Consider the following 24753-nt stretch of genomic DNA (forward strand, 5'->3'; position numbering starts at 1 on the left):
CGTCGGCTGCGGGTTCGCTTTGGCACCGCTCGGCGAGGTCGTCGGGCCCTGGGCGGCGTTACGGCCGCGTCGCCTTTCGCCCTGGCGATGTTGGGTGGCAGTTGCGCGGCGCACATCGTGGTGGCCAACCTGTCGCTGACCCGGCGCATTTTGTCGCCGTCACGGCCGCTGCGTTCGGGCATGGTGATCGTCCCGACGGAGTCCCATCCCCAGCAGCGCGAACATCGCGATCGTTATGCCGGTGGCAACCTCCACCAGCTCAGCGGCCGAGATCACCTGCAAGGTGCACTGAACTTCGGCCAGCTGCACGGTGCGCTCAGCGCCGGTGCCGGCCGAGCCGCGCTGCTCGCGGTCGCCTTTCTGGTCGCAGGCTTTGCTACCAAGGCCGGTTTGGTGTCGTTTCACACGTGGCCGCCCGACACCCATACGCCCGTTCCGGGTGCGGTTTCGGCCCTGTTCTCGGCGCTGATGGTCGACCTCGGGGTGGTGGCGCTGGCCCGGATCCGATTGCAGCTCTTCCCTTTTCTGCCGTCGCTGCCAACTCTGCTGACCGGGCTTGGTGTGGCGTCGGCGTTGCTCGGTGCGACGATGGCGCTGCTGCAAGATGACCTGAAGAGATTGCTGGCCTGGGACACTGTCGCCCAAACCGGGGTGATGGCAACCGGATTCGCCAGTGGAACCGCAGCCGGTGTCGCGGGCGCGGTGTATCACCTCGTCAATCATGGCCTGTTCAAGGCACTGCTATTCCTGTGCGCCGGCGCGGTTGTGCACTCCACTGGCGTGACGATGCTGTCCGACATGGGCGGGCTGGCACGTCGGCGCCCCCTACTGACCGTGGCCTTCACTGTGGGGGTGCTATCCATCGCCGGTATGCCGCCATTGAACGGGTACGCGTCACTTGGATTGATACCCAAGGGTTTATCGAACCACCCCATCGTGCTCGGCTGTGCGCTGCTCGCGCAGGTCCTTACCGTCGCGGCGCTGGGTCGTGCCGCATACCTTGGCTTCTATCGGGGGCGGAAGCGTTCATACGAGCACCTCGAGCCGATCCGGCTGGGCATGAAGGCGAGCCTGAGTCTGTTGAGTGTGGGCTGCGTGGCCTTCGGTGCCCTCGCTGTCCCGTTCGTCCGGCATGTGGGCGGACCCGCATCCGCAGGACTATTGCACCCCGCGGGTTACGCGGCGGCCGCGCTCGGGGCGCCGGTCACGCTGCCGGCGGCTAATGCGAACTTTGATTACTTGGCTCCGGAGACGCTGATAATCATCGCGATTGAGATCATCGCAGGCTTGGCGGTGCTCGCACTGACATTGCGAGGAGATACCGTGGCGAGGCGGTTGGTGTTGCTGTGACAAGTCCACACCGGGAACATCAACGATTACGCCGCGCTCGCCGCCCTCGGCATGATCGTCGTCAGCTGCGCGTTACTGCTGTGAGAACCCATCACCTAGCCTTCGCCGGGTCCAGCCTGCCCGTCCGCGGCGTGATGGCCGTCGGTGCTGGGCGGGGCCAGGGTCTGCAACCACGTGTCGACATCGGGGCCGACGACTATCGCCTGACCCGAAGCCAGCAGTGCTCCCGCGCCCAGCGCGGCGACCGCGGGTTCTACGGTTCGCACTTCTCGGCTATCACCTTGCTGGGCAAGCAGTTTGGATGTCAGGTCCGGTAGCCGGATGGCATCCGGGCCGGTAATGGTGCGTGGCGAGTGCGTCTGTCCCAGGGCTGACTCGACCAACACGTCGGCGACGGTGTCGGCGGCAATGGGCTGAATCAGCCAGTCCTCGACGATCACCTCGTTGACATTGCAGGTCACCGCATCGTGGTTGGTCGCGAATTCGTACCACTGCGTCGACTTGACGATCGTCGCCGGTACCGGACCGTCGAGCAGGATTTCCTTGGCCTCCCGCTTGGCCTCGTAATAGGGGAAGCCGTCGAATACCGGGTCTTCGATGCCCGCCATCGTCAACACCACCAGGCGCTGCACTTCTTGCCGGGCGCACGCGCCCATGATGTTGCGCGAAGCGGTGGCGAGCGTCTGGGTGATGTCGGACCGCCCATCGGGCGGCACCGGATTGGATACATCGATGACGACGTCGACGCCCTTGAGCGCTTGCCAAAGGTCCCGCCCGTTGAACAGGTCGACGCCGTGCTCACGCGAGATCTCTACCACCGTGACGTCGCGCGATTTCAGCCTGGCCACGACGCGAGATCCGGCCGTTCCGGTCGCCCCAATGACGGCGATGGTGGTCAATTGCTCTCCCCCCTTCCATGCCGCCGCCTAGTTTTACCCAGTAAAGCCTCGTTCAAACTGATTGATCGCCTGGTTGATACGTGAGCTCGGACGGCAACCGCCGCGGACGTGATCGCGCGCACGTCCACCCCCGGTGTCCAGGCGTAACGCGGACCCGGGGCGTTTGACGGGCCGCCCGGTGGGAACGCCCTAGGTGCCATCGAGCGCAAGCTCAGTAACCACCGAGAGGGAGGTCGAACCCATGGGGGATGACAAGAGCGGGCCGGAAGAAGCGGTCAAGGGCGCCGTCGAAGGCGTGAAGGGAAAGGCCAAAGAGGTCGGCGGGGCCGTGCTCGGCCGCGACGACCTGAGCCGAGAGGGCCAGGCCCAGCAGGACAAAGCCGACGCCCAACGCGATGCGGGCAAGAAGGAAGCCGAAGCCGAGTCGGCGCGGGCAGGTGCTGACGCGGCCGAAGAGCGCCAGAAGAAGAACCAGTAGGCCACCCGCAAAGGGGCCCGGTCCGGTTGTATGGGCCGGGCCCCTTTCGCGCGTAGGGTTTTCCGACGGCGTTGATCGCCGATCGATGGTTTCAAGCCGCTCTACCGGGTAATCCACGGCTTGGGTCGCCTTTCGGCATGGGGCGCGCGGCGGATGAGCGAGGTGGAAGATGGGCCTGCGAGATCGGGTATTCAGCGTGGTCGCTTTTCTGCGAGCCGGCTACCCCAGCCATGCACCCGAGGTGGGCTATGCACCGCTGCTGGCGCTGTTGCCGCGGCGAGTTTCCGAGGACGAAATCATCGCCATCGCCAAACGGCTCCTCGCGCCGCGCCGGCACGCCATCGACAACGCCGACGTCGGCGTGGAGATCATCGGCATCACCGACGAGATGCCTTCCGCCGACGACATCGAACGTGTTCTGGTCGCGGTGCAAGCGGCCCGCCACGACGGCTGAACCCTCAGACCCGCTGCAGCTCCACCAGCAGCGGACGGTGGTCGGAAATGGTCATGAGATCGGATTCCACGGGGCCGCCGCGCAGCCGGTGATCGTCGGTCAGGATGTGGTCGAGCTGGCGGTTGGGCAGGTCCGCGGGAAACGTCTGCGCGGCCGCCAGCGCCCGCATCCCCGACCAGTGGCGCACGGTCTTCGGGGTCATGTTCAGGTCCCCGGTCAACAGCCGCGGTCCCGGGAAGCCGCGCAGGTCGTGAATCAGGCGACGCAGCTGGCGCCGGTTCCAGCCCGGGACGAACGACAAATGCGTATTGGCCACCGTGAGCGCGCCCAACGGCGTACGCAATTGCGCGATGACCGCCGCCCGCGGCTCCTCGTCGACGACCATGACCCGGTTGGGTCCAGGCAGGTACATCGGAAAGCGCATCGGGATGCGGGGTAACCGCACCACCTGCCAACTGTCCACCGGATATCGGGACAGCAGCGCGATTCCATACGCGGCGGTGCCGGGTTGCTCGCGGCCGGTCGCGGCCATCCACGTTGCCCCGGGCGTGCCCGAAATGGCCGCCACGAACCGGTGTTCCACCGCGCCCATGGCTTCGGCCGCCGCGGCGGTCAGGTCCGCGCGCTCGGAGCGGGGCTGATCACAGTCGACCTCTTGCAAGCTGAGCACGTCCGGGTCAAGGCGTTGCACGCAGTCACGCAGCCGCTGCACGACGACACCGTCACCGACGGTGCGCCCATGCAAGATGTTGAACGTCGCGACACGCATAGGTTGTCGCCTACCCACTTTCCCCCTCGTGCAGTCACCGGGGTGTTCCCGCCACAGGCTCAGTGGGCTACGCAAGCCGAGCGGGTAGGCCTCCCAGCGGGCTCGGCCGGTCTCGGTGCAATCACCGAAATACGACTTCGCCCACCGCAAGCAGCCGTGGTAGCACGAAGCCCGGCAAATTGGGTGCGGTTCCGGCGCCACCGCGCTCGAACTGGCTTCGATAGCATTGCGCGGCACGGCGTTTGCGCTCCATTGCCCATCGGGAAGTGGGCACCGCGTAGGCCCGTTCCCACGGGACGGCGTCATCGCCCGGAAATGCCCAGTGCCACATCCACACCGGATATTCCAACAACGTCGACCCGGTAAGGGCGCAGGCGGCCGAGGCCGCGCGCCCCACGGCTTCGTGATCGGGATGACCGTCGCCCCGCCACGTCGCGGCACACCAGGTTGTTGGGCCGGTGTCGTCGAGAATCGCGGTCAGCATCTCGGTGAGCCTGTCCTCATGCCTGGTCAGCTCGCCGTCGGGCAAGCCCAGCGGCACTGGCGGAGGGATGTTCAAAAGGTTTGTTGCTCTGCGCAATTCGTAACGACGTATGGTCTCCATGCGAAGCCGCTCGGATGCCGACGTACCGGGCCTGGCGGCTCCACCATCGCTGACGCAGACCACTCGAACGGGAACTCCGGCGGCCGCCAACTGGGTGATCATCGCACCCACGCCGAGGGTTTCGTCATCGGGGTGTGCGGCCAGCACGATCAACTGCTCGCACGCCTTCAGATCCAGTGCAGGCAGCGGGCGCTCCTCGAAACTGGCCAGCCACAGCGGCGCTGGCGTGCCGCCGTGGGTTAGCGGCTTGGCCGCAAACCGCGTGCAGTTGCCCGCCGGCACCGTTTTCATGGTGCGCGCATCCCCTGCTGACCCGCCAGCCGTCCGAGTTCGGCCAGATCCCGCTCGGCGTGGCTCTGCCGGATGTAGATGCTCAGGTCGGCGACCCGCTGCGCGTGCCGGCCATCCTGGCACAGCGGCCCGGGGCCCAACGCGCGCCCGGTGCGGGTGATGGCTTCGTCGACGGCGTGTTCCACCACGGTGCGGACTCGACGGGCAAGAAGCTGCGCGGTGCCCGCCCGGTCGAACGGATCATCATCGATCTGACTCGCGGCCGCGGCCAGGATCGCGTCACTGGCGGCGAGCGCGGCGTCCACTGCGCCAAGATGCGCCAGGGAGTATGCGTCGGCCGACCGGCTTGCGGCGCACCGGTATAACGGGTCGGCGACCCTCCGCGCGCCACCCAACCAACAGGCGGCCACACCGATTGCGCCGTGCCAGAACCCGGGCCGATTCAGATAGGCGTCGGGGTCGCCCACCGCCACGGCTTGAGCATTGGTGAACTGGACCGGCCTGGTATCACTGCCCGCCATCCCGGCGTTCCACCATGTACTGGGCAATGCCTTGACGGTTGGATCGGTCGCGGAGACCGCGAACAGGCCGCGTGTTCCGTCGTCAAGCCGCGCCGTTACCAGCGCGTGGGTGCAGAACCCCGCACCCGCACACCACACTTTGGTGCCGTTCAGCGTGAACGCGCCATCGTTATCGGTCGCCGTCAACGTGGCGTCGGGTGCTTCGGCCGCCCATACACCCCACAGCTCACCCGGTTCTGGCGGCTTACCACCCAGTTCGTTGAGTATCGCGACCGCATCGACATGGGCTTCGGCGATCCGGGCCGCCACGATGTTCTCCTCGGCCAGCCGCGCCAAACGCTGCCAGCGTTCCATCGTGCGCCCCGATGCCGGGAAGGGCAACTCGAGTCGTCCGGAATCCAGCCAGTGCTCAACCAAACCTGCTGTCACGCGCAATCACCCGCCGCCGTTCTCCCCAATTGCGTGAGGTAGTCGGCGAATCCGTAAGGGGCCCGGGCCTGGATTCGCTTCGATGTGATCACCGACAAGTCGGTGTCTGGATGTATGTGGTAGCCGGCGGCTTGGAACCGCTCGACCAGGTCGGCCTTTTCGCCAGTTGCCAAGGTGCGAAAGCCGCCAACGTGCCAATATGCGCTCGCGCTGAATCCCATCTCGCCGTCGATTACCTCTTGCCGGCTTTGCCGGGCGCGGGCGCCCGCTTCGTAGCACCGCGTGACGCCGACGACCATGTCCGCGCTGGACCGCAGCTGTTCAAGCAGCCAGCCCGGATCCACCCGGCTGTCGGCGTCGGTGGTGGCAAACCAGCTTCTGGCGCCGTCCCGCAATAGCGATCGGGCGTAACCGAAGCCGACTGCGCGGGCGGTCCCGACGTTGTGCACGTCCACGCTGATGAAGTGAACGTCGGGTCCATACTCGCCGGCCAGCTCCTCACTGCCGTCGTCGCAGCCGTCCAGCACCACCACGATCGTGACCGCAATCGGCGCACACAGCGCGGCGGTCAGCACCGCGCTCAGGCAGGCCGGCAGCTTTGCCCGCTCGTTGTGGGCGGGGATCACTACGGCGGCAGCGTCATAGGCGCATGGCACGGCGGTTGACATAACCCCAAGATTTCCCAACTACCCACAAGTTAAACAGCTTTGCCACCGTTGCAGGTTGCTTCCACCGCAGGCCGGGTATGTCCTATGCACCATGGCAACCACCGACGCCCACCCCGACGCACCCGGGTGCGACACGCGGTTGCGGGACGCGCTGCGTGGGGCGGCGTCGGCGCTCAAGGAAAACGGGCCGCGCTTCGCCTTAGCCGGCAGTTACGCGTTATGGGCTTACGGGGCACCGGAACCCAGCCACGACGTGGACCTGGTGGTGGCGGAGTCCGATGTGGAGGCGGCCGTCGCGACGCTGGGGAACGCCGGGTTCGTCATCGAGCGCCCGCCGGAGGATTGGCTCTTCAAGGCCCGCACCGCCGACACGCTCGTCGACGTACTGCACCGGCTCAACGGGGTACCGGTCGATGCGGGCACGCTGGACCGCGCGGAGCAGCAGGACGTGCTGGCCATCGGCATGCCGGTGCTGCCGCCGACCATGGTGCTCATGCAACAGTTGCGGGCGTTGAACGAGCACCACTGCGACTTCGCCAAGTTGCTGCCCGCGGTGCGCGCGGTGCGCGAACAACTCGACTGGGAGACCCTCAGGGCGCTGACCGCCGACAACGATTACGCAGTCGCGTTCCTGGTGCTGGCTGACCGACTCGGCCTCAGCGGCTAGTGGTTACGTAGTTTGGCCACCAGCTTGTCTTTGGTCAGGCTCGAATAGCCCGACATGCCAAGCTCTTTGGCGCGCTTCTTGAGTTCCGGCACCGTCCAGTCCTGGTAAGACCCGGATTTGCCGCCCCTGCGGGAGACCTTCGACTTACCCTGGCCGGCGGATGCGTTCGAAATCCGCGCGGCCTTTTCCTTGGAGTCGCCCTTCTTGCGTAGATCCTGATACAGCTTTTCGTTCTTGATCGACGAACGCGGCATGTTCATTCCTCCTGTCTCAATGGCGCTAAATTTCCGAATGCCCGCCTCGGGCGCATAGAAAACCCACGACCTAGGCGGGAACCGGGTCTGTGCGCCGCTCCCAGCAACGGTGGCGGGCGAGAGCGGCGGCGAATTCCTCGACGAAGCGCTCCGGCAACTCGTCGGCCGCGGCCGTAGTGGTGATGACGGACTGATCGTTGAGCACGTCGGTGTCCTCGGCCAGGCGGTTGGTGATGCCGGCCGTGCGCAGCAGGTCAACGCCCGCCCCGTAGGCACCGATCGGCTTCAGGTGCTTGTAGGCCTCGGTAACGAAGTGCACGGCGTAGCCGTCCTTGGACAGGGTCGACACGGACCGGGGTCCGCACGCGACCACGACCGCGTCGTACAGCACCGAGGCCATCGTCGTGAACGATCGGTCCACGGGTAGCTCGCCACCCGACCCGCCCGCCAACGTGCCGCCCGCGACCGGTGCCAACACCTCGACCATCGCACCGCGCTCACCCATCTGCTCGATGAAGCGCTGCGTTCCCACCACGTCGACACCGTCGGCGGCCAGGACCGCGATCTTGCGCGAGACGATGGTGTCACTGACACCGATCTGGGACAGCGCGGGCGACGCGGCGACCCCGTCGTCCACCGGCTGCTCGGGTGGTTCGGGCAGCCCCAGCTTGGCCGCCACCTGGGCGGCCAGCCCGCCGTCCACCCGCGCGAGTTGTTCCACTACGGCCGAACGGATCTCGGGCACTTCGACCTTGCCGAGCTCGAAGGCGAACGCAGCGACGATGTGTTCGGCTTCGACCGGCGACATGCTCTGCCAGAACATTCGCGCCTGACTGTAGTGATTCTCAAATGACTTGGCACGCTTGCGCATTGCCTGCCCATCCAGCTGCTCCGTGTAGTGGCGGAACACATTCTCGTCGGCCAGTGCCGGACAGCCGCCGCCGATGCTGTTCTTGAAATAGCTTGAGCGGCCCTGCGGTATCGTGTGCTGTCCGAAGCCGTCGTGCTGATTGGTCCGAACCTCGGCCACCGGTCGGTTGATCGGCAATTGAGCAAAGTTGGGACCTCCCAAGCGGATCAGTTGGGTGTCCAGATAGGAGAAGTTGCGGAACTGCAGCAGCGGATCGTTTGTGAAATCGATGCCGGGAACCACGTTCGCCGTGTGGAACGCCACCTGTTCGGTTTCGGCGAAGAAGTTGTCCGGGTTGCGGTTTAACACCATCTTGCCGACGGGACGGACCGGAACCTGTTCCTCGGGAATGATCTTCGTCGCGTCGAGCAGATCGAAATCGAACTTGAACTCGTCCGCCTCGGCGACAAGCTGCACGCCGAGTTCCCACTCCGGATATTGGCCCGACTCGATGGCCTCCCACAGATCGCGGCGGTTGTAGTCGGGGTCTTTGCCCGCGATCTTCTGGCACTCGTCCCAGATCAGCGAATGAACACCGAGCCGTGGCTTCCAGTGGAACTTTACGAAAGTTCCATCGCCGTCTCTGTTTACCAATCGAAAGGTGTGCACGCCGAAGCCCTGCATCATGCGGTAGCTGCGTGGCAACGCCCGGTCGGACATCAGCCACATGATGGTGTGCAGGGTCTCGGGCTGCAGCGACACGAAGTCCCACAGCGTGTCGTGAGCCGACTGCGCCTGCGGAATCTCGTTGTGCGGCTCCGGTTTTACCGCGTGCACGAAGTCGGGGAACTTGATGCCGTCCTGGATGAAGAACACCGGGAAGTTGTTGCCCACCAAGTCGTAATTGCCTTGTTCGGTGTAGAACTTGGTGGCAAAGCCGCGCACATCGCGGACCGTGTCGGCCGATCCGCGCGATCCGGCCACGGTGGAGAACCGGACGAACACCGGGGTCTGGACGCCCGGGCTGGTCAGGAATTTCGCCGCGGTGTAGCTCGCCAGCCAATCGTCATACGGCTCGAAATATCCGTAGGCACCGGCTCCGCGCGCGTGCACCACGCGCTCCGGGATGCGTTCGTGGTCGAAGTGGGTGATCTTCTCCCGTGCGTGAAAGTCTTCCAGGAGCGTCGGGCCCCGCTCGCCGACGGTCAGCGAATCGTCGGTGGCCTCGACACGGACGCCCTGCTGGGTGGTCAGGTATCCGGTGTCGCGACGGAACCGGGCCGGCTCCAGATCGCGTTGTTTGGGATTCTGCTCGTTGGCCATGGCTCGCCTCCTTTCAACGAAAGGGGAGTACCACCGGCCAATCGGTGCAAACGGCACTAGCGCCCAACTATTCAGTGGCCTCCGGATTGCCTACCATCTATAGGGGTAGTCGAAAGTGGTGGTTCAGACGGCTGACGAAGACGGCGGCCTCCGGGGCGTGGTAGCGATCGGTGCCTCGGCAGGTGGCGTCGAGGCGCTGTCGAATGTTGCCGCCGGTTTATCGCCGGATATGCCGTTCGCCTGCTTGATGGTGCTGCACGTGCCCGCCGGCGCGCCCAGCGTCCTGGCGCGCATCATCGACCGCAGCGGTCCGCTGCCCGCGGTCGCCGCCGAGGACGGCGCGCCCCTTCAGCCCGGGCACATCTATGTCGGTATTCCGGATCGTCATCTGCTGGTCGCGGACCATCACGTGTTGCTGTCACAGGGGCCCACCGAGAACGGGCACCGGCCTGCGATCAACGCGTTATTCCGTTCGGCGGCTGTTGCATTCGGTCCCCGCGCGGTCGGCGTGTTGCTCTCCGGCGTGCTCGATGACGGCGTGCTGGGAATGGCCGCCATCCGCTCGCGGGGCGGCACCACCATCGCCCAGTTACCCGAAGACGCATTGTTTCCGGCGATGCCGATCAACGCCCTGCAAGCGGGTGTGGTGGATCGGCAGGCCACGGCAACCGACATGGGAGCGGTCCTCAAGGAGCTGTCGTACCGAGAGATAGAGGACTTCGACATGGAGCGAGATACCGCGATGGAGCTGGAGAACCGCATCGCGATGATGTCGCGGTTCGCGACCAACTTTGACACCGAAAGACTGGGTGACCCGTCGGGCTACACCTGCCCCGATTGCAACGGTTCGCTGGTTTTTATCAGCGAGGGCAATTTCCGCTGCCAGGTCGGCCACGCCTGGACATCCGAGGCCCTGCTCAGCGCGCGAGACAACGAGCTCGAGGGGGCCCTGTGGATCGCGGTGCGCAGCCTGCAGGAAAAAACCAGGCTGGCCCGCGACATGGCCGGCAAGGCCGGAGCCGGTCCACTCTTCCGGCGCTACACGGCAATCGCCGAGGAAACCGAGCGGGCGCTGCACGTGCTCAGCGACCGGCTATCCGGCACTGCCCAGCAAGCGGTGAAGCCGGGTGAATGACCGCGGGCCCATCCGGGTCGAGTTGGAGCCCAGTCAGGATGTGCCGATCCTGACGCTGGAGGGCGTGCTGGACAGCTCTACCTATCGAACCGTCCGCGACGCCGTGATCAAGGCCGCGATCGACGACGCCCGCGCGGTGATCGTCGACATCAACCGGCTTCATGCACCGTCTCCCTCGGCCTGGACGGTGTTCACCAGTGCTCGTTGGCACGTCAGCGTGTGGCCGGACGTCCCGGTCCTGCTGGTGTGTGCGCAACCCCAAGTGCGGCGGTCGATCGCCCGGGCCGGGGTGACCCGATATGTGCCGGTACATTCCGCGCGAAAGCTCGCGCTGGACGCGGTGCACAGCCGGTCGCTGAAGATCCGGCGGCGGGCGCGCACCGAACTTTCGCGATCCGGCGGCAGCATCGATCTTGCTCGTGGCCTGGTCACCGATTGGCTCACCAGCTGGGAGATCCGTGACATGATCGCGGCCGCGGCCACGGTGGCGACCGTTTTCGTTGAAAACGTTCTCGACCACACCGAAAGTGCGCCGGTATTGATCGTCGAGAGCTATCAAGGCACCGTCACCGTTGCGGTCGAGGACAACAGTTCGCATCTACCGGCCCGACACGAAGATGCCGATCGAGGCGCCGATATCGTCTCGGGACTGGCTATCGTCTCCGCACTGTGCCGGGTGTGGGGTGCCACCCCGACGTCGTCGGGCAAAACCGTGTGGGCATTGGTCGGTCGGGAAAACCAGCTCTAGCGCCGCGAGTAATGTACAAGTCCTTCGATGAACCCTTATCGGACGGGACTCGGCATTGGAATCCACTACTGACGAGGCTTTCGAGGCTTTGTTGCGCTACATGCGGGATTCGCGCGGCTTCGACTTCACCGGCTACAAGCGCACCTCGCTGATGCGTCGCGTCCGTCATCGGATGGACCAGGCGGGTTACGCCACCTTCGACGAGTACCTTGACCTGCTACAGGCCAGCTCGGATGAACTCACGGCGCTGTTCAACACCATCCTGATCAACGTCACGTCTTTCTTCCGCGACCCGGAGGCCTGGGACTACGTCGCCGCCGAGGTCATCCCGCGATTGCTGGCCGAACGTGGGCCCAACGACCCGATTCGGGTGTGGAGCGCCGGCTGCGCGTCCGGCCAGGAGGCCTACACCCTGGCCATGTTGTTGGCCGAGGCGCTGGGACTCGAGGAATTCCGGCATCGGGTCAAGATTTACGCCACGGACGTCGACGAAGATGCGCTCGCCGAGGCGCGCAGCGCGTCCTACGACGCCAGGGCGGTCGAATCCGTACCGCCAGATCTGTTGGGGCGCTACTTCCAGCTGATCAACACTCGCTACGTCTTTCACAAAGACCTGCGCCGCGCGGTGATCTTCGGCCCCAACGACCTGGTCAGGGATGCGCCGATATCGCGTGTCGATTTGCTGGTGTGTCGCAACACGCTGATGTACCTCAATGCTGAAACGCAGCGAAAAGTCTTGGGGCGTCTACATTTTGCGCTTGCGCCCCAAGGCACGCTGTTCCTCGGACACGCCGAAATGCTCCTTAGTCATGGCGACCGGTTCACGCCGCTGAACCTCAAACACCGAATCTTCCGCAAGGCGGTGGGGGCCCACGGCGGCGCGGATCGCTACGAACCGGGTGGGGGGTTCTACGAACGCCACGAAGATCTGCCGGGCCTGACGACGGTCCGCGATATGGCGTTTCGTGCCAGCCCGGTGGCTCAGATCGTGGTGACCGGCGAGGACACCATCGCGATGATCAACCAGCAGGCGGAGACCATCTTCGGGCTCTCGGCGCGCGACATCGGCCGGCTGCTGCGCGATCTCGAGGTTTCCTACCGTCCGGTTGAGTTGCGTGCCTACCTGGAACAAGCCAAGGTGGAGCGGCGTTCGGCGCGGATTCAGGATGTGAAATGGCAGCGGCCGGGTACCGAGACGGTGTGGTTCGAGATCCACATCAATCCGCTCGTCGACGCCGAGAATGGCCTGCTCGGCGTGTCGATCGTGTTCTTCGACGTCACAGCGACGCGCGCCCTGCTGGACAAAGTCGTGCAAACCAACCACCAGCTCGAGGCGGCCTACGAAGAGCTGCAGTCCACCAACGAAGAACTCGAAACCACTAACGAGGAACTGCAGTCCACCGTTGAGGAACTCGAGACCACCAACGAGGAACTGCAGTCCACCAACGAAGAACTCGAGACGATGAACGAGGAACTGCAGTGCACCAACGACGAACTGCAGACCATCAATGACATGCTGAGTGAACGCAGTCTGGAACTGGACTACGCAAAGAACTTCCTGGGTTCCCTGGTCGACTCGGTCGGGAGCGGCATGGTGGTGGTGGACCGCGAAATGAACGTCATTTTGTGGAACCGCGCTTGCGAGGATCTCTGGGGGCTACGCGCCGAGGAGACGATCGGATCCAGGCTGACGGCACTCGACATCGGCCTGCCGCTCGACGGCGTGCGGCCATTGATCGGCAATGCATTCGTCGACCCGGACAGTTCCGGTGAAGCGGTGGTGGATGCGGTCAACCGGCGCGGCCGCGCGGCGCGGGTGCGGGTCACGTGCACGCCGTTTCGCTCGAACGAGGGAACGGTCGGCGGGGCCCTGCTGCTGATAGACGTTCTGGACTAGCTGCCGAGGCCGGCACCACATCCCTGCCTCGGCGGGTGCCGGGTGTCCGGGTTTCGCAGGCTGGCATGGTCCAGCAGGCGCACTTTGAGCCGCGAAGCGAAACGGCGATCTGGTTCGTTTCGCCGATGCTTGCCGGTGGTATTTCTCGTTATATTGGCAAAGTATGCGCGCGGAGGAGATTGCGGTTGAGGGTTGCAATTGTCGGTGGCGATGACGTCATCGGGGAGGACCCCGAACAGCTGTGTGCCGCGCTCGCGGCTCAGGGCCATGACGCCACGGTGTACCTGCGACGGGCCGCTCGACGTCCCGGACAGGCCGCCGCCGAAAGCAACTACCGCCGCGCCGTCGTTGCCGCCGGGCCGCGCAAGGCGACATCGCCGGTCGATGCGCTGCCTTATATAGGGGACTGGGCCGCCAAACTCGAGCGGGCCTGGTCAAGAGAGCAACCCGACGTCGTGCACGCCTATGGCTGGCTGGGCGGCCTGGCAGCTCAGTTGGCCGCCCGCCGTCGGCGTATCCCGGTCGTGCAGACGTTTCTGGGTCTGGCCGCCACGTCCCGTGGCCAAGCCGACGCTGAATGCAACAGCGAACGCGAGCGCATCGAACCGCTGTTGGCGCGCAGCGCGAATTGGGTGACGGGCGAGAGCAGCGTCGATGTCGACGAGCTGGCCCGGCTGCGTCGCAGCCGGACGGCGGTGTCCGCCTTGACGTGCGGAGTGGACGCCGAGCGCTACACGCCGGCCGGTCCGGCATTCCCGCGCAACGGCCTGCATCGCGTCCTGTGTGTCGCACCAAATCCTCTGTGGCGCAACGGTATCGATATCACAATCCGCGCTCTGCCCAAGGTGCGTGGTGCGGAGCTGGTGATTGCCGAGAATGAGGCAACGAACGCTGATCACCATGACGCGCGGGCCCGGTTGCGTCGTCTCGCGGACGACCTGGGTGTGGCCGACCGCCTCAGCTTTGCCGGTACGGTCACCGATGACGAACTGCCGAAACTGATCCGGTCCGCCGACGTCGTGGTGTGCACTCCCCGCGAGCCACCCCGCGCCACCACCGTGTTACAAGCCATGGCCACCGGGGTGGCCGTGGTCGTGGCCACCGTCGGCGTGCTGGCCGACGTCGTGCTCGACGACATCACCGGGCTCATGCTGTCGCCGGAGAATCCGGTCGACTTGGCCGCGGCGTTGAGAAGGCTTCTCTCCCAGAGCTTTCAATGCGAGAGCATGGGCGCGGCGGGCCGCAGTCGCGCCGTGTCACGCTTCGCTTGGGAGCGAATAGCGCTCGATGCGCTGAATATCTACGGCAGCATCGGGTCGCCGGACCGGGCACCGATAGGTACGGCGCGGTGATGCGGGCGCTCGTAGTCTTCTCCGAGGGCCGGCCATGACCACCGCGACGAGCGGGATCGACGGCAAGGTCCCCGGGCTGGTCATCGATCCCGACGGAGAAACACCCCAGGGGACTCGGTCCGACTTCGGCCCGTCCCGTCCTGTGCTCGCAGCGGATGCCGAGCATGGATTTCACCCGGTCGCCGTGCAATACACGCAGTTTCGTACCGCCGATGCGCATGCGGCACGTCGATTCTTCGCCGGCGCGTATCAGCCGGGCTGGCGTCTCGCCGGGCTCGGCAATCACGCCGTGGTGTCACACCGGCGCAGTGACGCGGGCGCGATGACCGTCGACGAGGTGATGATCCAGGGACGTGTGACGCTCGAGATTCCGGCGGCCGACGCCATTGTGGTGATCCAGCCACGCGCCGGGTCGTTGAGTGTCGCGGGCGGTCCCGTGGCGACGGCGGACTTCCCGATTCTCGTTGCACACGGAATGTCTTGCGTATTGCACTGCAACGGTGCGCGTTTCGACGTGGTTACCGTGGAGGCGGACGTGTTGCACAGGGTCGCCGCTGACTGGCACACGTCGTTGGCTCAACAGATCCAGTTTGTGAACTGGCGGCCACGTTCCCGTGCGGCCGTGCGGGCGTGGCACCGAGCGCTCGATTATGTGGTTGGCGCATTGGCCTCCGCCGACACCGCCCACCAGCCGCTGATCGCCGCGGGAATGGCGAACCTGCTGGCCGGTGCGCTGCTCGAGTGTTACCCGTCCAACCTCACCGAACAGGATCCGGCCAGCGATCTCGTGGTGCCCGACTCCCTCAGGGAGGCAGTGTCTTTCATCCACCGCCACATCTCCGAGGACATCGGCATCAACGATGTGGCCGACGCGGTGCATCTGACCCCTCGGGCAGTCCAGTACCTGTTCCGCCGGCGGCTCGACACGACGCCGACGGAGTACATGCGTCGTGTCCGGCTCGGCCATGCCCATCAAGAGCTGGTGGCGGCAACCGCCGCCGCATCCACCGTCACCGAGATCGCCCAGCGGTGGGGGTTCGCGCATACCGGCCGGTTCGCGGTGCTCTACCGGCAGACCTACGGCCAGAGCCCGCACACCACGCTGAGGCAGCAGGCGTCGCCATCCTGATCCAAGTCGGGTCACCCATTCAGTTTGTGCAGCAGTTGGCTCGCCGCGTCGCGGCCGCTGACCAGCGCACCCGTCACGGTGGATGGATTGTCAACGCCCACAGCCTCGCCCGCTAGATAAAGCCGGTCGCCGATCGGTTGCTGGAGTCGGCGCCGGTCGTCCAGACCGGACCCGGGCGGGTGAAACGAATACGCACCGAGCGCGTACGGGTCGCGGGTCCAGTTCGACGTTCGTACATCCGTCAGAGCCACGTTGCCGCCGAACAGCCGGCGGGCCACCGGTAGCGCGCCGGCCAGCAGATCCTTTGGCGCACAGGATTCCACGAATCGTCCGCGCCCGCCGCCGTGGAAGGCCACGGCGATGGGACCGGCGATGCTCGGCAAGGTGAACCATTGCGACCACAGCCCGCCTTCGCGCCCGATATATTGATAGAAAGCGTTGTCTGCCTTCCATGTTCGTTGATCGAAGCGAAAGAAGCTCTTGGACAACGCCCCGAAGCCCAGCGCCTGCACGGCCCGGGCATGGCCATCGGGCAGCGGCGGATCGAAGGCGATAGCACCGGATTTCAGCACGCCGAGGGGAACCGTCACGATTGCAGCGGCCCCGTGGAACGATCTGTACTTGGTCCGCACGATGACGGCGCCGTCGCGCTGCACGATCGCGGTGACCGGCGAGTTCAGCTCGATGGTGAGTCCGTCGGCGAGCGATTTCGGTAGGGCGTCATAGCCGTTTGTGATGACGTCCTGGTCGCCGCCGGCGTAGTCACCCTTGTCAAAGCTGCCGGCCGAGAGCTGGTTCGCGTCGGCGGCGTATTCGTCCTCGATCTCGGTGGTGAGGTAGAACGCCAGCTGCGTGCGGTCGCCCGCGGACAGCCGTGCGCTGTCGGCGGCGGCCTGCACCGCGGCGCCCAGGCTCCCCGCACCGGCCTGACCGCGCGCCCGTTCGACAAACGATCGCCAGGTTGCGCTGTGGTAATCCAGCGGCGCCACGGCGGGATCCACCGCGAGCTTGGCCCACCCGTAGTAGTCGGTGCTGACCAGCTGCGCCCGTGCCCGCCGGGCCAGCTCGGTCAGCGGGTTGTCCGTCGTGCCGTGAATCCACGAGGCACCCAGCTCCAGGGGCGTGCCCCAGTCGCGGTCGGTACATACCCTGCCGCCGATGCGGCCGCGGGCTTCGATGACGCGCACCGGCCGTCCGGCGTCGGCAATGCTGCGGGCGGCCGATAGACCCGCCATACCGGCGCCGATGACCAGGATCGACGTGGTGTCCGGCGGTGGGGGTAGATCGGACGGGTGCCCGCCCGCGCGCGTCGGTGGGTTCGGCGCGCAGGCGGCCGTCAGCCCACCGCCGGCCACGCCGGTCGCGGCCGCGAAGAATGCCCGACGCGACAACCCAGACACGGGTCTAAGCGTCTCATAAGAATCGTTTGCCCGATTTCCCAAAAGCGAGCCGAAAACCGGGATAAAATCGTCTCATCCTTAGCTGCGGCAATGGGGCCGCGCTCGATGGGGGGAGCGGTGATGAGTGCTCGACGATCGGTCCGCCCAGTTGACCCGTTCCCCGACCAACTGCCGCCGAGCGAGAAGGTGTCGGTCCGGGCGGCCGACGGCACCCGGCTGCACGCCGAGGTGTTCGGGCCGCCTGACGGTTATCCGATCGTCTTGACGCACGGGATCACCTGCGCGATCCGGGCGTGGGCATATCAGATCGCCGACTTGTCCGGCGAATACCGGGTGATCGCGTTCGATCATCGCGGCCACGGCCGAAGCAGCGTGCCGCCCCCCAACGACTACAGCCTCAAACACCTTGCCTGCGACCTGGATTCGGTGCTCGATGCGACCCTGGCGCCGCACGAGCGGGCCGTGATCGCCGGTCACTCGATGGGCGGCATCACCATCGCCGCGTGGTCGCAGCGCTACCGCCACAAGGTTGCCCGGCGCGCCGACGCCGTCGCGCTGATCAACACCACCACCGGAGATCTGATCCGGCAGGTGCAACTGCTGCCGGTGCCGTACGGGTTGTCCCCCGCCCGAGTTCTCGCCGGGCGCGCCCTGATCAACGCGTTCGGTGGCGTCCCGCTCCCGGGTGCCGCCCGCATCCCGAGCCGCTACATGGTGGCGATGCTGGCCACCGGTCGAGACGCCGATCCGAGCATCGCCAGGCTCGTCTACGAGCTCTTCGAGCAGACATCACCGGCGGGGCGGGCCGGCTGCGCGAGGGCGCTGGTGACGTCGCTGGGGTCGCGCTATCTCAACCTGGACGGCCTGACCGTGCCGACGTTGGTCATCGGCAGCGAACGCGACCGGCTGACCCCCATCAGCCAGTCGCGCAGGATCGCACGCACCGCACCCAACCTGATCGAGCTGGTCGAGCTGCCCGGCGGTCACTGCTCGATGCTGGAACATCCTCGCGAGGTGAATCGCCAGTTGCGCGCACTCGCCGAGATAGCGGTACACAACGCCGCCACCCGGCGAATCAGCTCATAGCAGGGCGGTGATCTCGGCGGCCGCGCGCTGCCCGGAGCGGATCGCCCCGTCGAGGAACCCGGTCCACTCGTCGGCGGTTTCGGTGCCGGCCCAGTGAATCGGCCCGACCGGTTCGCGCAACCACGGCCCGAACCGGGTCCACGACCCGGGCGGCACCGCGGCGGTGGGACCCCCAGGCGCGAACTCCTCAACCCCCCAACGATGATCGACATAGTCCAGGGGTTTGAGCGCGTCATCGCCGAAAAGCGTTGCGAAACAACGCAAGGCGTCGCGACGACGCTGATCGCTGGGCAGCGAGTCGAACGCGCGGGCGTCGACAAAACCCATCAGGACGCCGGGACCGTCCGGGTGCGGACTGACGTCGAAGGTGATGAAAACCGGGCCCTCGTCGGACAGCGCCTGCCCGGAAAAACCGTTGGTCCGCCAGAACGGCGTGGAATAGGCCGCGTACGCCTTGCTGAGCCGGCCCTGCGGCCAATGCCGGGCGAGTTGCTCGTACTCGGCGGGCAGCGGGGGAGTGAACTCGATCGAGGCGCGATGGGCCGGCGGGATGGCGACGATGACGAACCCGGCCTCGGTCTCGCCGACATCGGTTGTGACGGTGACGCCCGCGCCGTGGCGCTCGATTCGGCGCACCGGGGCGTTCAGCACCACCCGGGTGCCCAGTTCGGCGGCCGCGGCCTCGGCGATCTGTTGGGTGCCGCCGGGGAAGCGGTCCTGTTGGGCGCCGTCCTGGACGTCGAGCAGCCGGTCCAGGCCGCCGGCGGCGTGCGCGTAGCGGGCAGCGTGCAGCATCGACACGTCGTCGGGTTCACATCCCCAGGTCACCCGCGCCACGATTGCCAGCAAGGCGTGCGAGGAAGCGGTTGCCCGCACCGAGCGCAACCAGCCGCCGAGCGACAGGCCGTCGAGCTCGCGCGCCCGGCGGGCGTCCCACGGCGCCGCCAGCGGGATGCTGCGCGCGATCCTGTCGAACTGCCACCGCAGCCTGCCGATGTCCAGCAGTCCCGTCAGCGAAAGCTTGGGGATGGTGCCGTGGTACGCGTGCGTCCACCCGCGCCAATGGATGAGGTTCTTGCCGTCGTGGTGCGTCGGGGTGGTCGGGACGTCGAGTTCGGCGGCCATCGCCAAGACGGCGTCCTGGGTCGGCCCGACGAAAGTGCCGCCCAGATCGGCCGGCAATCCGGCGACGCTGCCGGTCAGCGACCGTCCACCGACCCGGTCGCGACCCTCGAAAACCGCCACGTCATGGCCTTGTTGATACAGCTCGCGCGCCGCGGCGAGTCCGGCAAAGCCCGCACCGACCACGACAACGTCGACAATCCGCGGGGGTTTTGACACGCGGTCTAGTGAACCGCATTTCTGCGGTTTTCACGGCAGTTTCTGCAAGCTAACTGCCGAATCACTGGGCTTTTCGCATCACAGCGATGGCAAACATATGCCGACCTGCCCATGTTGATTACGCTGCGACCACGTGCTTCCCGCAATTCCTGCCACCAGTCCGACCCGCGCGGCGCCGGTCGCCGGCACCAAGCCCGACCTGCGAACCGTGGCTCTGGGCAGCATGATCGGGACCACCATCGAGTGGTATGACTTCTACCTGTACGCGACCGCGTCGGCGCTGGTCTTCAAACCGCTTTTCTTCCCGAACATCTCACCGACCGCGGGGACATTGGCCTCGTTCGCCACCTATGCCGCCGGATTCGGAGCCCGGCCCCTGGGCGCGGTGCTGTCCGGGCACTTCGGCGACCGGTTGGGCCGCAAAGCGGTTCTGGTGGGCGCGTTGGTGGTAATGGGTTTGGTCACCACCGCGATCGGAGTGCTGCCGAGCTATGCCGAGGCAGGGCTGCTGGCGCCGGCCCTGCTGGCGTCGCTGCGTGTGCTGCAGGGGCTCGCCGTGGGCGCCGAATGGGGTGGCGCCGCGGTGCTCTCGGTGGAGCATGCACCGCCCGATCGTCGCGGATTGTTCGGCAGCTTCACGCAGCTGGGTTCCCCGGCCGGCATGCTGCTGGCGACCTCGGTGTTCTTTTTCGCCCGCAAGGTCACCGGGCCCACCGCGTTCCTGGCATACGGATGGCGAATCCCGTTCCTGCTCAGCGTGTTTCTGGTCGGGATAGGCCTGTTCGTCCGGCTCAGGCTGACCGACGCCGAGATCTTCGACCGGGTCAAGGCGCGTGATGAGCTGGCCCGGCTGCCGATAGTCGAAGTGCTGCGCACCGATTCGCGTAACGTTGCCATCACCACGGGTTTGCGACTGTCGCAAATCGGGCTTTTCGTGTTGCTGACGACGTATTCGCTTACCTATCTGCAGGATTCGTTCGGCAAGGGCAGCTCCGTCGGTTTGATCGCGGTGCTGGTCTCGTCGGCCCTGGGGTTCCTGAGTACACCGGGCTGGGCGCTGCTGTCCGATCGGGTGGGACGGCGGCCACCGTATCTGTTCGGCGCGGTGGCCGGAGTGGTTGCCCTGGTGTTGTTCTTCGTGGCCGCCGGCAGCGGGTCGGCGCTGTGGGTGGTGCTGTCAATCGTGTTCGGCATCAACGTCGTTCACGACGCCATGTACGGGCCGCAGGCGGCCTGGTTCGCCGAACTCTTCGACACCCGGGTGCGTTACAGCGGCGCCTCGTTGGGCTATCAGATCGGCGCGGTGCTCTCCGGCGGATTTGCGCCCTTGATCGCCGCGTCGTTGTTGGTGGTCGGCGGCGGCCGGCCGTGGTTGATCGTGGGCTACTTCGCGGTGCTGGCGGCGATCACGGCCGCCGCGGCGTACGCGGCGGGCGAAACGCGTGAGGATTACCTGGGATGAGTGCACCGCGAAGGATCTTTCTCAACGCCTTCGACATGGCCTGCGTCGGGCATCAGTCGGCGGGGCTGTGGCGCCACCCCGACGACCAGGGCTATCGCTACCGGGAACTGGGCTACTGGACCGAGTTGGCCCGCATCCTGGAGGCCGGCGGGTTCGACGCGCTGTTCCTCGCCGACGTGCTCGGGGTCTACGACGTGTACGGGGCGTCGCGCGACGCGGCGGTCGTCGACGCCGCCCAGTTCCCGGTCAACGACCCGACGGCCGCGGTCTCGGCGATGGCGGCGGTGACCGAGAGCCTCGGCTTCGGGATCACTTTGTCGTTGACCTACGAGCAGCCGTATGCGCTGGCGCGCAGGCTCTCGACACTGGACCACCTGACCGGCGGCCGGGTGGCGTGGAACATCGTCACCTCCTATTTGGACAGTGCCGCAAGGAATTTGGGGCTGGACGCCCAGATCCCGCACGACCAGCGTTACGAGATCGCCGACGAGTACCTCGAGGTCTGCTACAAGCTGTGGGAGGGCTCGTGGGAGGCCGACGCCGTGGTGCGCGACGCGGAGCGGGGCGTGTTCACCGACCCGGCCAAGGTGCACGACATCGAGCACAAGGGCCGCTATTTCTCGGTGCCCGGCCCTTTCCTGTGCGAGCCGTCGCCGCAACGCACTCCGGTGCTGTTCCAGGCCGGGGCCTCACCGCGCGGCGTCCGGTTCGCGGCGGCGCACGCCGAGGCGGTCTTCGTCTCGGGGCCGACGCCGCAGATCGTGTCCGGCCCGGTGCGGGCGCTGCGCGCGGCCGCCGCCGAGCTGGGCCGGGACCCCCGTTCCATCAAGGTGTTCACCATGGTGACTCCGGTGGTCGGCGAGACGCACGACGAGGCCGTCGCCAAGCTGCGGGACTACCGGCGGTTCGTCAGCCCCGCGGGCGCGCTCGCCTTGTTCGGCGGCTGGACCGGCGTCGACCTGGCCGAGCTCGACCCCGAGGCACCGTTGACATATGTCGAGACCGACGCCAACCGCTCGGCGCTGGCGTCGTTCACCACCGCCGCGCCGGAGCGGGCCTGGACCGTGCGGGAGCTGGCCGACGAGATCGGCATCGGCGGCCGCGGCCCGGTGCTGGTTGGTTCACCGACCGAGGTGGCCGACGAACTCGAGCGGTGGGTCGACGAGGCCGACGTCGACGGATTCAATCTGGCCTACGTGACGACCCCGGGCACCTTCGTCGATTTCGCGAAATTCGTTGTCCCCGAGCTGCGTCGGCGGGGACGTGTGCCCGTGGAGTCGGCGCGCGCCACCCTGCGCCAACGGCTGGGCGCCGCCGGGCCGCTACTGCCGGCCGACCACCCGGGCGCGAAGTACCGCCGCTGAACTATGGCGCGACCGTCAGCCAATCCTTGAATCCGGACGGGTCGTGCCGGCCCAGCGCGCCGTGCTCGTAGAGGCCCCAGCCCTCGACCGGCTCGCCGTCGCCGTCGCGGCAGACGGCGCGGCCGACATGGTCGATCACGCCGAAGCCCGCCCGGCCGATGATGGCCGGGTCGGCCATGTCGTAGGTCAGGCGCTCGGAGAACTTCTCGCCCTTCCACATGCCGTGGATCCAGTCGGAGTCGCCGCCGTAGCCGCCGCCGACGTGAATGGGCACCGGCAGCTTGGATTCGACGTCGAAGTGCACGGGGGTGCCGTCGGGGGCGGTGGCGTCGATCGTCGCGCCGGTCGGGATGCGGGTGCCGGAGCGGTAGTGGATCTTGACCCGCGGCCAGCCCAGCTGCTCGACGCGGCCGTCGCGCCAGATCCGGGTGCAGTCGTTGAGCGAGCGGAACCCGTTGGGCTCCTCCTGGATGATCAGCACGATCGCGAAATCGTCGAAGGCCATGGGCACGTACAGCCACCACATGCCCTCGAAGGGCGGGTCGGCGGGACGTCCCGCGGGCTCGGCCTCGCCGATCGGGCGGATGCCCCAGGACCGGTCGCGGCTGCCCAGCCAGGTGTCGGGGTCGACGGCGATCTCCTCGCCGTCGATGACGATGTGTCCGCTCCAGCTGCCCAGCTGCGCAAAACGCTGCGCGTCCAGCGTCACCCGGTTGCCTGCCCGCAGGATGTGCGGTTGTTCCTGGACGACCTCGAACAGCCCTTTCCAGGTGAGATCGGCTGCGATGCCTTCGGTTTCGTCGAGGACGATCCGCAGCCGGTGCAGCGGTTCGATGACCTCGACGCGGTAACCGTTGACGTGCTGGTTGAGCCGGTCCTGGTCGATGGCGTCCGAGACGTGCACGGCGGTCTGGGTGTCCCCGCGCCTGACGAGCAGGAACGCATCCTTGACCCCGAGGTTGGGGTAGTACCCGATGCCGCTGATCACGAAGATGTTCCCGGTGCGGTCGTGGGCGTTGAAGTAGGAGCGGTCGTAGAAGTTGCGGTCCGAGGAGCCCGGCCACGCGATCGGCTGGGGAATCTGATGTACCGGGAACTCGTCGAGTGGTCCGAGCATTACTGGTCCTCTCCGATAAGACGCTTCATCAATCCGGCGTGGTAGAACAGCGATTCGACATCGTCGGGCTTCTCGGTCTCGCCGAAGTGCACCCGGCGGGCGCCGGTGCGCATGAACACGCACGCCCACATCACGCCCGAGTACACGTAAAACCAGTGCAGGTCGCCGACTTCGACCCCGGCCAGCCGCGCGTAGGTGGCCCGCACGTCCTCCTCGCGCATCACCCCGGGCAGCCCCGGCAGGGTCGCCAGGCCCGCGAGTTCTTGAAAGACCATGTGCGCGAAAATCATCCACGCCACGTCGAGCTCCCGCGGCCCCAACGTGACCATCTCCCAGTCCAGCACCGCCACCGGACGGAAGTCGTTGTACAGCACGTTGCCCACCCGGGCATCGCCCCACAGCAGCACGGGCTCGGCGGCGGCCGCCTCGGCCGGCCAGTTGGCTTCCAGCCAGTCGAAGGTCCGCTCCAGTAGCGGTGATCGCCCGATGTCGGGTACCGCGAAGTCATACCAGGACCGCACCCAGTTGAAATGCTTGCGCATCGCGGTGTCCCCGCTCTGGCCCTCGGTGAGGAAGCCAAACGTGTTCTGCGCGTCCGGAATCGAGTGCAGCGTGGCCAGCACGCCGACGGTGGCGTCCTGCAGCTCGCGTTGCTTCTCGGCGGGCGCGTCGGCGAACCAGTTGCCGCCGAACGTGTACGGCATGACGTCGGGCGGCACCTCACCGGCGACGTAGTCCATCACGAAGAACGGTGTGCCGAGGACGTCGCCGGTGTTCTCCAGCCAGCGCACCCGGGGCACGGGCACATCGGTCAGCTCGCCGACTTTCCGGATGACGTCGAATTGGTGGTCGAGCCGGTAGGTCGGGAAGACCTGCACGTCCTCGGCGGTGGGGGCGACCCGCGCCACCAGCTTCTGCTCGGTCGGTTGCCCGTCCTGCTGCCAGCGGGTGCTCAGGATGATGGTCTCCGACGACATGCCCGTCGAGTCCACGCCGCTTTCCACGGTCACCTCGGGTTTTGCGGCATCCGGCAGTACGGTGGAGAGCCAGCGTGACAACACCGTCGGCAACGTCGTGACGTCACGGCTGGAGCGCTGGAGCCGGTCGACGTTGTCGACCGCGGGTTCTGTTGCCATAAGGTGCCTCCTTCGTTGAGGCAATTACG

The 24753-nt window shown here is 66.5% G+C and carries 23 protein-coding genes; 12 read left to right on the top strand and 11 right to left on the bottom strand.

Annotation, left to right across the window (positions count from 1 at the left end):
- Nucleotides 1–120 precede the first annotated feature (120 nt).
- On the top strand, nucleotides 121–1350 hold the full coding sequence (locus A5760_RS21070) for a complex I subunit 5 family protein (protein ID WP_231122691.1): 1230 nt from the start codon (nucleotides 121–123) through the stop codon (nucleotides 1348–1350).
- A gap of 95 nt (nucleotides 1351–1445) precedes the next feature.
- On the opposite strand, the gene A5760_RS21075 is transcribed toward A5760_RS21070, so the two are convergent.
- Nucleotides 1446–2249 carry an SDR family oxidoreductase gene (locus A5760_RS21075; RefSeq protein WP_064884365.1) on the bottom strand — a complete coding sequence of 268 codons (804 nt, stop codon included), beginning with the start codon at nucleotides 2247–2249 and terminating at the stop codon, nucleotides 1446–1448.
- Between the two features lie 241 nt (nucleotides 2250–2490).
- On the opposite strand from A5760_RS21075, the gene A5760_RS21080 reads away from it, so the two are divergent.
- Nucleotides 2491–2727, top strand: a complete 237-nt coding sequence (locus A5760_RS21080; protein WP_007772944.1) for a CsbD family protein — start codon at nucleotides 2491–2493, stop codon at nucleotides 2725–2727.
- A 169-nt stretch (nucleotides 2728–2896) separates the two neighbouring features.
- On the top strand, nucleotides 2897–3181 hold the full coding sequence (locus tag A5760_RS21085; RefSeq protein WP_064884367.1) for a DUF3349 domain-containing protein: 285 nt from the start codon (nucleotides 2897–2899) through the stop codon (nucleotides 3179–3181).
- Nucleotides 3182–3185: 4 nt separating this feature from the next.
- Here the strand turns inward: A5760_RS21085 and A5760_RS21090 are convergent, their stop codons facing one another.
- The 4 genes from A5760_RS21090 to A5760_RS21105 all read right to left on the bottom strand — a co-directional run bounded on the left by A5760_RS21090 (nucleotide 3186) and on the right by A5760_RS21105 (nucleotide 6463).
- Nucleotides 3186–3950 (bottom strand): endonuclease/exonuclease/phosphatase family protein, encoded by a 765-nt coding sequence (locus tag A5760_RS21090; protein ID WP_064884369.1) that lies wholly within the window; start codon nucleotides 3948–3950, stop codon nucleotides 3186–3188.
- 121 nt (nucleotides 3951–4071) lie between these two features.
- The gene (locus tag A5760_RS21095) at nucleotides 4072–4845 is read right to left on the bottom strand and encodes a PIG-L deacetylase family protein (protein WP_064884371.1); all 774 of its coding nucleotides are present in this window, start codon (nucleotides 4843–4845) and stop codon (nucleotides 4072–4074) included.
- Nucleotides 4842–5795, bottom strand: a complete 954-nt coding sequence (locus A5760_RS21100; RefSeq protein WP_064884373.1) for an acyl-CoA dehydrogenase family protein — start codon at nucleotides 5793–5795, stop codon at nucleotides 4842–4844. Before A5760_RS21100 ends, A5760_RS21095 begins: the two co-directional genes overlap by 4 nt.
- A complete protein-coding gene (locus A5760_RS21105; protein WP_064884375.1) occupies nucleotides 5792–6463 on the bottom strand; it encodes a glycosyltransferase in 672 nt (223 codons plus the stop codon). Before A5760_RS21105 ends, A5760_RS21100 begins: the two co-directional genes overlap by 4 nt.
- A gap of 91 nt (nucleotides 6464–6554) precedes the next feature.
- Here A5760_RS21105 and A5760_RS21110 point away from each other — a divergent pair, with 91 nt between their 5' ends.
- On the top strand, nucleotides 6555–7130 hold the full coding sequence (locus tag A5760_RS21110) for a hypothetical protein (RefSeq protein ID WP_064884377.1): 576 nt from the start codon (nucleotides 6555–6557) through the stop codon (nucleotides 7128–7130).
- Here the strand turns inward: A5760_RS21110 and A5760_RS21115 are convergent.
- Nucleotides 7127–7384, bottom strand: coding sequence for a DUF7218 family protein (locus A5760_RS21115; protein ID WP_064884658.1), 258 nt, complete (start codon nucleotides 7382–7384; stop codon nucleotides 7127–7129). The genes A5760_RS21110 and A5760_RS21115 overlap by 4 nt on opposite strands.
- Nucleotides 7385–7454: 70 nt before the next feature.
- Complete coding sequence (locus A5760_RS21120) at nucleotides 7455–9557, bottom strand: catalase (RefSeq protein ID WP_064884379.1); 2103 nt, start codon at nucleotides 9555–9557, stop codon at nucleotides 7455–7457.
- A 115-nt stretch (nucleotides 9558–9672) separates the two neighbouring features.
- Between A5760_RS21120 and A5760_RS21125 the strand changes: the two genes are divergently transcribed.
- From A5760_RS21125 to A5760_RS21145, 5 genes are all read left to right on the top strand, one after another.
- Nucleotides 9673–10692: a chemotaxis protein CheB gene (locus tag A5760_RS21125; protein ID WP_064884381.1), complete on the top strand. Its 1020-nt coding sequence runs from the start codon at nucleotides 9673–9675 to the stop codon at nucleotides 10690–10692.
- On the top strand, nucleotides 10685–11440 hold the full coding sequence (locus A5760_RS21130) for an STAS domain-containing protein (RefSeq protein ID WP_064884383.1): 756 nt from the start codon (nucleotides 10685–10687) through the stop codon (nucleotides 11438–11440). Before A5760_RS21125 ends, A5760_RS21130 begins: the two co-directional genes overlap by 8 nt.
- A 55-nt stretch (nucleotides 11441–11495) precedes the next feature.
- Nucleotides 11496–13337: a CheR family methyltransferase gene (locus A5760_RS21135; protein WP_064884385.1), complete on the top strand. Its 1842-nt coding sequence runs from the start codon at nucleotides 11496–11498 to the stop codon at nucleotides 13335–13337.
- Between the two features lie 185 nt (nucleotides 13338–13522).
- Nucleotides 13523–14689, top strand: a complete 1167-nt coding sequence (locus tag A5760_RS21140) for a glycosyltransferase (protein ID WP_064884387.1) — start codon at nucleotides 13523–13525, stop codon at nucleotides 14687–14689.
- A gap of 34 nt (nucleotides 14690–14723) precedes the next feature.
- The gene (locus A5760_RS21145; protein ID WP_064884389.1) at nucleotides 14724–15818 is read left to right on the top strand and encodes a helix-turn-helix transcriptional regulator; all 1095 of its coding nucleotides are present in this window, start codon (nucleotides 14724–14726) and stop codon (nucleotides 15816–15818) included.
- 11 nt (nucleotides 15819–15829) lie between these two features.
- Here the strand turns inward: A5760_RS21145 and A5760_RS21150 are convergent, their stop codons facing one another.
- Nucleotides 15830–17218, bottom strand: a complete 1389-nt coding sequence (locus tag A5760_RS21150) for a flavin monoamine oxidase family protein (RefSeq protein ID WP_064884391.1) — start codon at nucleotides 17216–17218, stop codon at nucleotides 15830–15832.
- A 120-nt stretch (nucleotides 17219–17338) separates the two neighbouring features.
- Here A5760_RS21150 and A5760_RS21155 point away from each other — a divergent pair, with 120 nt between their 5' ends.
- Complete coding sequence (locus A5760_RS21155) at nucleotides 17339–18304, top strand: alpha/beta fold hydrolase (RefSeq protein ID WP_064884660.1); 966 nt, start codon at nucleotides 17339–17341, stop codon at nucleotides 18302–18304.
- Here A5760_RS21155 and A5760_RS21160 read toward each other — a convergent pair.
- Nucleotides 18299–19645 (bottom strand): flavin monoamine oxidase family protein, encoded by a 1347-nt coding sequence (locus A5760_RS21160; RefSeq protein ID WP_064884393.1) that lies wholly within the window; start codon nucleotides 19643–19645, stop codon nucleotides 18299–18301. The two genes, A5760_RS21155 and A5760_RS21160, sit on opposite strands and share 6 nt — an antisense overlap.
- 145 nt (nucleotides 19646–19790) lie before the next feature.
- On the opposite strand from A5760_RS21160, the gene A5760_RS21165 reads away from it, so the two are divergent.
- Nucleotides 19791–21107: an MFS transporter gene (locus A5760_RS21165; protein WP_064884662.1), complete on the top strand. Its 1317-nt coding sequence runs from the start codon at nucleotides 19791–19793 to the stop codon at nucleotides 21105–21107.
- The gene (locus A5760_RS21170; protein WP_064884395.1) at nucleotides 21104–22471 is read left to right on the top strand and encodes an LLM class flavin-dependent oxidoreductase; all 1368 of its coding nucleotides are present in this window, start codon (nucleotides 21104–21106) and stop codon (nucleotides 22469–22471) included. Before A5760_RS21165 ends, A5760_RS21170 begins: the two co-directional genes overlap by 4 nt.
- Nucleotide 22472: 1 nt before the next feature.
- Here A5760_RS21170 and A5760_RS21175 read toward each other — a convergent pair whose 3' ends face one another.
- Both A5760_RS21175 and A5760_RS21180 read right to left on the bottom strand, forming a co-directional pair.
- Complete coding sequence (locus A5760_RS21175) at nucleotides 22473–23588, bottom strand: hypothetical protein (RefSeq protein ID WP_064884397.1); 1116 nt, start codon at nucleotides 23586–23588, stop codon at nucleotides 22473–22475.
- On the bottom strand, nucleotides 23588–24724 hold the full coding sequence (locus A5760_RS21180; protein WP_064884399.1) for a phosphotransferase family protein: 1137 nt from the start codon (nucleotides 24722–24724) through the stop codon (nucleotides 23588–23590). The genes A5760_RS21175 and A5760_RS21180 overlap by 1 nt, the downstream gene beginning before the upstream one ends.
- Nucleotides 24725–24753: the final 29 nt, after the last annotated feature.

The organism is Mycobacterium colombiense, from assembly GCF_001665835.1.
GTDB classification, from domain to species: Bacteria; Actinomycetota; Actinomycetes; order Mycobacteriales; family Mycobacteriaceae; genus Mycobacterium; species Mycobacterium colombiense_A.